Origin of the sequence: Gulosibacter sediminis (assembly GCF_014904065.1) — a bacterium.
In the GTDB taxonomy this organism is placed as follows: Bacteria; Actinomycetota; Actinomycetes; order Actinomycetales; family Microbacteriaceae; genus Gulosibacter; species Gulosibacter sediminis.
Window position 1 is genome coordinate 70985 of the sequence record NZ_JACXJG010000007.1, and the last position, 9010, is coordinate 79994.

Genomic DNA, 9010 nt, shown 5'->3' on the forward strand with positions numbered 1-9010 from the left:
CGATCCATGCGAGCCAACGAACTTGAGGAAGGGAGGTTCCGTATGGTGCTAGTTCGACACGAAATGGGCGAGGTGCTGCGGGACGTCCGTCTACGCCGCGGCGACACACTCCGACAGGTGGCAGGCCGTGCATCGGTGGCGCTCGGATATCTCTCCGAGATTGAGCGTGGGCAGAAAGAGGCCTCGAGCGAGATTCTCGCTTCGGTCGCTGAAGCTCTCGACACGCCGCTGTCGACGATCTATCACGAGGTTGGCAACCGCCTTGCGAAGAGCGAAACGCTCATCGCGCGTGAACGCCAACTGGCGCAGGTGCAGCAGGTTATTCCCGACACCGTTCCGGACAACCTGCTCAACGGGCCCGCTCGTCACGAGCAGGCAGTCTCGACGCACTAACCCGAACTACCACTCGGCCCCGAACAGCTCCGCTGCTCGGGGCCGAGCCGGTTTTCCATGGTGGTGCGGCATCGGGTCGTTAGGCTGGTGGGTATGCGATTGAGCGAGTTTCAGCGAGCGGTCCGCGACGAGTTCGGCGAGGCCTACGGGGCGTCCGTCGTGCGCGACGTCGTGCTCGGCCCGCTCGGCGACCGCACCGCGAAGCAGGCGCTCGACGAGGGGGAGGACGCCCGCGACGTCTGGCTCGCGCTCTGCGACGCGATGGATGTGCCGCGCAACCGCTGGTACGGCGTCGGCCTGTTGCCGCCCTCGAACTAGACCGTCACGGCCTGCTGAGAGCTGAGTTCGGCGCGGACTGGGACGCGACGGCGACGCACGAAGCCCGGCTTGTCGGCGGGCCCGGTGGCGGCAACCGCGCGCCGCGTCGTCCACGGCCAGGTCATGAGTGACCAGACGATCGCGACGAGCAGCAGCTCCCAGAGCACGTAGCTCGGCCACGGCCCGAGCGCGTCGAGCAGCGAGATGCCGCGCGGCGGGTGCGAGAGGTAGCCATAGTTTGCACCCGTGATCGCGTTGACGATCATGGCGATCGCCCCCCAGGCGCAGGTGATGAGGTAGGAGAGCACGAAGCCCTTCCAAGTGGGTTGGTAGCCCGCGCCCCAGATGAGCACGAACGGCACGAGGAACACGGCGACGTGGAGCACCCAGTAGAGGGTGAACTCGAGGGTCGGGTTGACGAAGTAGTTGAGGTCAGGCGTGAGCACCGACATGAGGTTCAGCGTCAGACCCCAGAAGTACGAGACGAGCACGGCCCACGGCGTGCGGGTGATAAGCGCGATCGCGGCGAAGATGCGCAGCCCGTCCGAGAAGTGGAAGGGGAGCGACTCGTTGAGGTTCCAGTTCACGGGCAGGAAGCCCCACGCGAGCCAGAAGACTGCGATTCCCAGCAGCACCCAGCCCGAGACGGTGAGGATGCGCTCGAACCGTTCGGTGCCGTTCGCGCGTCGAGCCCAGATGGTGAGCAGAACGGCGAGCACAACCGTGATGGCGAGCACGATGAGGTGCTCGGCGCCGTAGGCGGTCATGTGGCCGATTGGTTCGGGCGCCATGGTCACTCCTGCTGCTCGTTGCCTGCTGGTAGCACCAGCCTAGGCGGGCGAAGCGGGGCGGATGCGCGTTCGTCAGATTCGAAAGCCGGGCGCGACACGCCCGTACATGTTCGAAACATTGTTCGAGCGGGTGTAGTGTCAACCGTGCGAGCTGTGGAGCGGATCTTTTCCACAGGCGGGCGAGCAACTGCGATGCATGTCGGAGGCTCGACCTAGCCTGACGGCATCAGGTTCGAAACCCGGTCGCAGCCCTGTCGAAGTGCTCTACATCAGCGCAAGACAGCCTGTGGGCACCAACATACCGACTCCAAGGAGCATCCAAAATGGCAGCACCAAAAGACCGCGAGAAAGCCCTCGAAAGCGCACTGACGCAGATCGACCGCCAGTTCGGTAAGGGGTCGGTTATGCGACTCGGCAGCGAAGAGCGCGCCCCCGTCGACAGCATCCCCACCGGCTCCGTCGCGCTCGACGTCGCGCTCGGCGTTGGCGGCCTGCCTCGCGGCCGCGTCGTTGAGATCTACGGCCCGGAGTCGTCGGGTAAGACAACCCTGACGCTCCACGCCATCGCCAACGTGCAGCGTGCCGGCGGCATCGCCGCGTTCATCGACGCCGAGCACGCGCTCGACCCCGAGTACGCGAAAAAGCTCGGCGTCGACATCGACCAGCTGCTCGTCTCGCAGCCCGACACGGGCGAGCAGGCGCTCGAAATCACCGACATGCTCGTGCGCTCGGGCGCCGTCGACCTCGTCGTCATCGACTCGGTCGCAGCGCTCACCCCGAAGGCCGAGATCGAGGGCGAAATGGGCGATGCCCACGTCGGCCTTCAGGCCCGCCTCATGTCGCAGGCGCTTCGCAAGCTCACGGGTGGTCTGAGCCAGACGAAGACCACCGCCATCTTCATTAACCAGCTGCGTGAAAAGGTTGGCGTCTTCTTCGGCAGCCCCGAGACCACCTCGGGCGGTAAGGCACTGAAGTTCTATGCCTCGGTGCGCCTCGACATTCGCCGCATCGAGACACTGAAGGACGGCGGCGACGCCGTCGGTAACCGCACCCGCGTCAAGGTCGTCAAGAACAAGATGGCCCCGCCCTTCAAGCAGGCCGAGTTCGACATCCTCTTTGGCGAGGGCATCTCGCGCGAGGGGTCGCTCATCGACTTCGGCGTCGAGCACGGCATCGTCACCAAGTCGGGCTCGTGGTTCACCTACGAGGGCGACCAGCTCGGCCAGGGTAAAGAGAACGCGCGTCGCTTCCTCAAGGAACATGACGACGTCGCGCTCGAGATCGAAGACAAGATCCTCGTGAAGCTCGGTGTCCGTCAGGGCGCCGAGGCCGAAGCCGACGAGCCCGTCTACGACGAGGCCACCGGCGAGATCATCGAACGCATCGCGTAGTCGACCCAGGGGCGGGCATGGTCATTCGTGACGATGCCCGCCCCACTTCGATGCATCGGAGCGCTGACACATCGATGCGTTCGCCGAGTCTCACGGAAGGTGTTCTCACATGACCAACGACCAGAACCGCGGCGCCGATGGGCTCGCCCCGGTCATTGCATTCCCCAGCCGCCCGACGGCCGAAGCGTCCGCTGACGCCGATGACGGCGCGCTTGCCGAGGCCGAGAAGGCGACGCAGCTCGACCGGCTGCGCGCCCGCATCACGAGCGTCGAGCAGGGCGAGGCACAACCCGAGGCGACACCGAGCAACGCGGCCCGCTCGAACGTGACGGCCCTGCCGTCGGCGGCGCAGCCTTCGGCCTCCCAGAAGTCGGCGCCCCAGACGTCGGCGCCCCGCCTCTCGGACACCGAGCGGCCGGCGACCCGCGCCGTGGGGCCGAGCTTCGGCCCCACGAGCGGCGAGCCGCGAGTGGGCGCCGACACCGACGGTCGGCGCGGCGCTGCGACCAGCACCCGTGGCGGTGCCTGGGCGCGCGGCCGCGGTGGCAAGCACGTGCGCTTCAACGAGGCTGACGCCGACGACCCCGCTGAGACCACCCCGCCGCTCACGGGCGAGGACGCGATCGAAGACGGCGTGCAGCGGCTCACCCGCGTGCTCGCGCGCAGTCCGAAATCGGCGCAGGAGTGCGACGCGCACCTGCAGGTGAACACCGATCTCGATGAGGCTCAGCGCGGCGAGGTGCTCGACCGACTGCGCGGCTACGGCTATCTCGACGACGAACGCCTCGCCGAGCAGCTCGTTACCGGCAAACTCGCCCGCAAGGGGCTCGGGCGTGCCGGCATGGCGCGCGAGCTCCGCCAGCGCGGGCTCGACAGCGACATCATCGACGACGCACTCGAGTCCACCGACGCAAGCGAGTTCGACCTCGCGCTCGAACTCGCCACAAAGCGTGCGCGCAGCTTAAGCGACCTCGACCCCGAGGTCGCTCGCCGTCGACTCTATGGCTACCTTGGCCGCCGCGGCTTCTCGGGTTCGATCGTCAGCCAGGTCGTGCACCTCGCGCTTCAGCCGCCGACGTCGTCGGGCCCCTACTTCAAGTAGCGCGCTGCGCTCGCCGCCTCGTTGCCAGTACTGTCACGTGGCTGAGGCGGGGCGAGTTCGAGCCGACCGTGCTGCCACCGCTCGCGCAGCCAGCGATCGTGGGAGGCGATCACGACGGCACCCGGGTACTCGTCGAGCGCGGACTCGAGCNGCGACACGAGTTCGATCGCAAGGTGGTTCGTTGGCTCATCGAGCAGCAGCAGCGCCGGCGGCTCCGCCACGAGCGGCGCGAGGGCCACGCGTCGGCGCTGTCCGTATGAGAGCTTGCCGAGCGACCGCCGCGAGGCTGCCGCATCCAACAGCCCGAGGTCCTCGAGCGACGGCGCCCGCCCAGGTCGCCGCAGGGCACGCCGATACGCTTCCGCCGCTGAAATCGAGAGGTCGGGCCACTCGTCGTCCTGCCGCAGCATCCGGATGCTCCGGCCGCGCTGCGCTTCGCCTGAACTCGTCGGCACCGTGCCGGCGAGCACCCCAAGCAGCGTCGACTTGCCCGCGCCGNGGCCCGGTGACGAGCAGGCGGCTGCCTGCCTCGATCTCGAGCGAGATCGGCGCGAGGCGACCTCGCACGCCCGCCTCGGTGAGCTGCGCGAGCATCCCCTCGCCCGTGACGCTGCCGCGTGCGAAGCCCGCAAAGCTCAGCGGCCGCGGCGGCACCGGCACCGGTGCTCGATCGAGGGCGTCGAGCCGGGCCCGTGCCTGTCGGAGCCGACCGCCGACGGTCTTCGCGGCGCGATCCGACTCGAACTTCGCGTTGATCCGAGAATCGCCGCGCGGCCGGTCGGTGTGGAAGATCTCGCGCGCGTCGACGTCGATAACGTAGGCGAGCCGGGCGCGCTCGGCCCGTTCCTCCTCGTACTCTCGGGTCCAGCGCACGATGTCGCGGCGCCGGGTCGCGAGGTAATCGCTGAGGTTGCCACCGAAGCGGCGGCCGCGCACCATGCCGTGGCGGATGCCCTCCTCGGCCGGGGCCGGGTCGAGGTCGATGATTACGGTTGCGAGCTCGTCGAGAAAGCTGCGGTCGTGCGAGGCGAACAACACCGGGCCGCGCCAGGAACGCAGCTGCGTCGCGAGAAACGCGATCGCCTCCGCGTCGAGGTGGTTCGTTGGCTCNGAGCAGCGCCGTCGGTTGCTCGAGCAGGAGCGCCGCGACCGAGAGACGGTGCCGCTGCCCGCCAGACAGCTCAGAGATGGGCCGACCGCGGTCGAGCGCGCTGAGTTGCAAGCCTGCGAGCACGGTCTCGATGCGGGCGTCGAGCTCCCAGAGGCCGAGCTGCTCGGCCGCATCCAGCAGCCGCGAGTACTCGTCGGCCGCGGCCGAACTGCCGTCGGCAAGCGCCAGACCCGCGGTTTCGAGCTGGCCCTCGAGCCGGCGGATGGGCGCAACGGCGGTCGCGACGACGGCGTCGATCGTCGTATCGCCGGGCAGCTCCATCTCCTGCCGGAGGAAGCCGAGCTCGGCGGGGGCCGTCACGTCACCGTCGGCCAACTCGAGTTCGCCCGCGAGCGCTGAGAGCAGCGTCGACTTGCCGGCNCCCCGATGAGGCCCGCCCGCTCGCCGGGGCTAACCCGAAGATCGAAACGGTCGAGCACGCGCCGCTCGCCACGGAGTACCGTGAGCTCGCGCGCCTGCAGGTGGGCGCCCTTGTGGCGCGGCGAATGAAGAGTCGTTGAGTGGGTCAATTGCCTGTGCCTTCCGCGCCGTGATCGCGCGTACGTCGGCGCGATGCGCCAATCGAGAAGGTTCGCCGGGCCTGCCCGAACAGGGCGCCGCACACGAACCGAGACACTAGGAAATCTTCATAATCGGCAACCTTAGGGCAGTCGAACGCTGAACACAATGCCGCCGTCCCGCGGTGCGGTCGGGACGGCGGCANACGGTACATCGTCGGACGCGAGGAGCTGGACGCGATCCAGGACGGCTTCAATGTCGGCACAATCGGGGGACTGACCAGCGAGCATCACCTCGTGTCAGAGACCGGCACGGGATGATGCTCGCTGGGTGTTATGAGTCCGTGTTTCCGAGTCAGGAGATGGCGTCGTCGGTACGGGGCCGTGACGTCGTGCGGTCGAGTTCTGGGACGAGCCCGAAGTCGGTGAGGAGTTGTCCGATCTGAGTGTGGTCGAGGTGTTTGATGATGCGGTTGCCGACGAACTTCGGGCCGGGCAGCTCCACTTCCTCGCCGTCGCGGAGGCGCGAGGTGGCCTTAAGCAGGAACCTGAGATCGTACGTTGAATTGAACACCTCCGGCACGCCGCGATCAATGCCCAGCAGCTGGTATGCGGCCTCCATCGCAGTACGCACCGAGTACTCGGTGGTGAAGATCGTGTCGCGCGTGGTTTCGGCGAACTGGCCGATGAACGCGAAGTTCACTGCGCCCTCAGGCACCACGTCGGGGCGATCGCCGCTGGTGCGTGGCATGAAGAATGAGGTGACATAGGGCATCATGACGGGCACGGTCTTCGCCCCGTTTGCTGCGAGATCCGGGATTTCCTCGACGGGTACGCCGAGGTGATAGAGCCATTCTTGGGTGATCTCCTCGCCCGTCGATTCCTGCATTGTCTTGCCGGTGAAGTCGCCGGGCACGTCGACGAACAGGCCGTAGATCCAGACGACGATCTCATCGGGTGCTTGCGCCTTGAAGTGGGGTTGGCGGTTGACTGTCCAGCTGAGCAACCAGGACGAGTCTTTCGCAGTAACGATGCCACCGGTGACGACGTTGCCCGAGAACGGGTCGCGCTTGGCGATCTTCTCGATATACCTCGGGATCTCAGGCCCGATGGTGGTGACGGTCGCTGACTCCCATTTGGTCTTCGGGATGTCGCTGGCGAACACCTCGGGTCGGCCGAACGAGGGGTGCTTGGCCGCGATGCGTCGCCACAGGTCCCACGCCGGCGCGGGACCTTCGTCGAGCCTGGCGGCAGAGTGGTGCGTTCCGTCGTTGGAGTTCTCTGTGAGCGAACCGATCGTGGCGAGCACCAGGTCGTCGGGGCCGAGGTCGACGCTGCCAGGCACGCCGTCATTCGTCCAGTGGATCCGGGTGGCCTGCTTGCGGTCGCCGTCGAAAGAGAAGTCGATGTCTGTGACTTCGGTGGAGAACTGGAACCTCACGCCTTGATCCACGAGCCACCGGTACATGGGTAGCACGAGCGATTCGTACTGGTTGTACTTCGTGAACTTCAGCGCCGAAAGGTCGGGGAGTCCGCCGATGTGGTGCACGAAGCGGTGCAGGTAGAGCTTCAACTCGAGTGCGGAGTGCCAGTTCTCGAACGCGAACATGGTCCGCCAGTAGAGCCAGAAGTTGCTGCTCAGGAAATCTTCACCGAAGACCTCGTCAATGCGCTTGCCTTCCATCTCCTCGCGCGAGGCGAGGAAGACCTTGACCATCTCCTTCTGAGCTTGCTCGCTCAGGCCGAATTCGTTGTTGGTGGCGAACTCCTCGCCCTGCCGGTGAGTAACCCGGTTGAGTGAATAGTTCGGGTCGTCCTTGTTGAGCCAGTAGAACTCGTCGAGGACGGATCCGTCGACCTCGAGCGACGGGATGGTGCGGAACAGATCCCACAGGCACTCCATGTGGTCCTCCATCTCGCGTCCGCCGCGGATGACGAAGCCTTTCTCTGGCTTCTTGATACCGTCCAGCGCGCCGCCGGGCAGGTCGAGGCGCTCGAGGATGGTGATCTTCTCTCCGGGGAGTTGCCCGTCCCGGATCATGAACACCGCCGATGCCATCGAGGTGAGCCCGGCGCCGACGAACCACGCGGTCTTGTTCTCGACACCCTCGGGCTTGCGGGGTGAGCGAAGGCTTCGTAATTTCCGCTGCTGTAATACATCTGTTGTGCACGTCCTCTCGTGAAATGTTTGGCTGCTGGACTGGGGTGAGTTGTAGGTGTGCAAGCGCATGCCGGTGGCGACACCGAGCTTGCCGTGGTCGAGGTATTCGCTCGTCAGTCAGGCTGCGAGTGTCTGGGCCTCCTCTCTGTCGCCGGGGTGTGGTGCAGCACGCCGGTCACGATCTGTGTGACCTGACGTCTGAGGTCGTCGATCGCGGCAGCCGGGGGGATCTCTGAGACCGTCATGCGAGCGATCGCGAGATGGGCGACGGCGAACAGCGAGGATGCCGCGGCCTGCGTCTCGTCGTCGCTGAGGTGCGGTGCAGCGCGGCGCAGGGTGTCAGAAAGCGACGCTTCGAGCGCGAAGATCAATTCCATGCCTTCTGCCCGGAACTTGGCGTCGTGTGGGCCGAAGAGTAGCTCCCGCTGATAGGCAGCACTCTTCTCCGCCGCCCGCGCGGCGCCTTCAGCCATCGACGACCGGAGTGCCTCGTTGTAGACCATGAGCATCAACTCGCTCCCGGTCGCCGCGTAGCGGAATAGGGTGCCGGCCCCGACCCCAGCCGCTGCCGACACCTCCTATGTTGTCACCGCCGAGAACCCCCGCGCACGCAGAAGGTCAGACACGACACGAAAGATCCGCTCTCGCTTGAGCTGCATGTTCTGCTCACGACGGGACTCGATTTCCCCGCCGCCTGCACGATGTCCGTGTCCTGACAGCTGCTGCGTGAAGCTCACAAGACTGAGCGTACTCAGTTTTCTGAAGGGTGCATGGGAGAGGCGCACGCCCGTGATCGGCGACGGGCCTCGCGTCCTGGATTGTTCGTCGGCTCCAGGTAAGGCGCGGGCGGTTCGTGGATGTTTCTGATGGTCTCGAGACCGGTGAGGGGCTAGGGCTCTCGTGTCACGAGCTGCCACGACGGCCATACCAGACCATCGCCGACATCGAATACGCCACCGCCAGCTGGGTCGACTGGTAGATCTCCTGAAAGCTCCACGGCACGCCCGGAATGGTCGACCCGAACGAGTTCGAGATGGCCTCCTGCGCGGCGCGCACCAGAGAGCTCCAACCCGCACAGCGGCGGCAAAGAAGCTGGGCCGGTTCACGTTCTCATCATCGGCAACCGCCGGCCACACTCGCGCTGAACACACTGCCGCCGTCCCGAGGTGCGGTCGGGACGGCGGCA

Annotated in this window: 9 protein-coding genes and 1 pseudogene; 4 read left to right on the forward strand and 6 right to left on the reverse strand. The window is 66.4% G+C overall.

The window, feature by feature from the left end; genetic code table 11:
• The first annotated feature begins 42 nt into the window (after nucleotides 1-42).
• Entirely contained in the window at nucleotides 43-393 is a 351-nt protein-coding gene (locus ID132_RS04290) for a helix-turn-helix domain-containing protein (RefSeq protein WP_125107227.1), read from the forward strand.
• Nucleotides 394-486: 93 nt separating this feature from the next.
• A complete protein-coding gene (locus tag ID132_RS04295; RefSeq protein WP_164509769.1) occupies nucleotides 487-711 on the forward strand; it encodes a DUF3046 domain-containing protein in 225 nt (74 codons plus the stop codon).
• Here the strand turns inward: ID132_RS04295 and ID132_RS04300 are convergent.
• On the reverse strand, nucleotides 708-1502 hold the full coding sequence (locus tag ID132_RS04300) for a YwaF family protein (protein ID WP_235988290.1): 795 nt from the start codon (nucleotides 1500-1502) through the stop codon (nucleotides 708-710). The two genes, ID132_RS04295 and ID132_RS04300, sit on opposite strands and share 4 nt — an antisense overlap.
• A 323-nt stretch (nucleotides 1503-1825) precedes the next feature.
• Here ID132_RS04300 and recA point away from each other — a divergent pair, with 323 nt between their 5' ends.
• Together recA and ID132_RS04310 are read left to right on the forward strand one after the other, a co-directional pair.
• Entirely contained in the window at nucleotides 1826-2893 is a 1068-nt protein-coding gene (gene recA / locus ID132_RS04305; protein WP_193127934.1) for a recombinase RecA, read from the forward strand.
• Nucleotides 2894-3002: 109 nt separating this feature from the next.
• Entirely contained in the window at nucleotides 3003-3995 is a 993-nt protein-coding gene (locus tag ID132_RS04310) for a regulatory protein RecX (protein WP_193127935.1), read from the forward strand.
• On the opposite strand, the gene ID132_RS15475 is transcribed toward ID132_RS04310, so the two are convergent.
• From ID132_RS15475 to ID132_RS04335, 5 genes and pseudogenes are all read right to left on the reverse strand, one after another.
• Nucleotides 3983-4465 (reverse strand): ATP-binding cassette domain-containing protein, encoded by a 483-nt coding sequence (locus ID132_RS15475; RefSeq protein WP_211198258.1) that lies wholly within the window; start codon nucleotides 4463-4465, stop codon nucleotides 3983-3985. The genes ID132_RS04310 and ID132_RS15475 overlap by 13 nt on opposite strands.
• A 701-nt stretch (nucleotides 4466-5166) precedes the next feature.
• A pseudogene (locus ID132_RS15145) lies at nucleotides 5167-5481 on the reverse strand (ABC-F family ATP-binding cassette domain-containing protein); the annotation flags it as partial.
• Between the two features lie 537 nt (nucleotides 5482-6018).
• Complete coding sequence (locus ID132_RS04325; protein WP_328743672.1) at nucleotides 6019-7893, reverse strand: oleate hydratase; 1875 nt, start codon at nucleotides 7891-7893, stop codon at nucleotides 6019-6021.
• Nucleotides 7894-7937: 44 nt separating this feature from the next.
• Nucleotides 7938-8327: a hypothetical protein gene (locus ID132_RS04330; protein ID WP_211198259.1), complete on the reverse strand. Its 390-nt coding sequence runs from the start codon at nucleotides 8325-8327 to the stop codon at nucleotides 7938-7940.
• A 400-nt stretch (nucleotides 8328-8727) separates the two neighbouring features.
• Nucleotides 8728-8880: a hypothetical protein gene (locus ID132_RS04335; RefSeq protein WP_164509771.1), complete on the reverse strand. Its 153-nt coding sequence runs from the start codon at nucleotides 8878-8880 to the stop codon at nucleotides 8728-8730.
• Between the last annotated feature and the right edge of the window lie 130 nt (nucleotides 8881-9010).

Bases quoted from the DNA above. Each gene is read 5' to 3' on its own strand.
- ID132_RS04290 (WP_125107227.1), top strand. From the start codon at position 43: ATGGTGCTAGTTCGACACGAAATGGGCGAGGTGCTGCGGGACGTCCGT.
- ID132_RS04295 (WP_164509769.1), top strand. From the start codon at position 487: ATGCGATTGAGCGAGTTTCAGCGAGCGGTCCGCGACGAGTTCGGCGAG.
- ID132_RS04300 (WP_235988290.1), bottom strand. From the start codon at position 1,502: ATGGCGCCCGAACCAATCGGCCACATGACCGCCTACGGCGCCGAGCAC.
- recA (WP_193127934.1), top strand. From the start codon at position 1,826: ATGGCAGCACCAAAAGACCGCGAGAAAGCCCTCGAAAGCGCACTGACG.
- ID132_RS04310 (WP_193127935.1), top strand. From the start codon at position 3,003: ATGACCAACGACCAGAACCGCGGCGCCGATGGGCTCGCCCCGGTCATT.
- ID132_RS04325 (WP_328743672.1), bottom strand. From the start codon at position 7,893: ATGCGCTTGCACACCTACAACTCACCCCAGTCCAGCAGCCAAACATTT.
- ID132_RS04330 (WP_211198259.1), bottom strand. From the start codon at position 8,327: ATGGTCTACAACGAGGCACTCCGGTCGTCGATGGCTGAAGGCGCCGCG.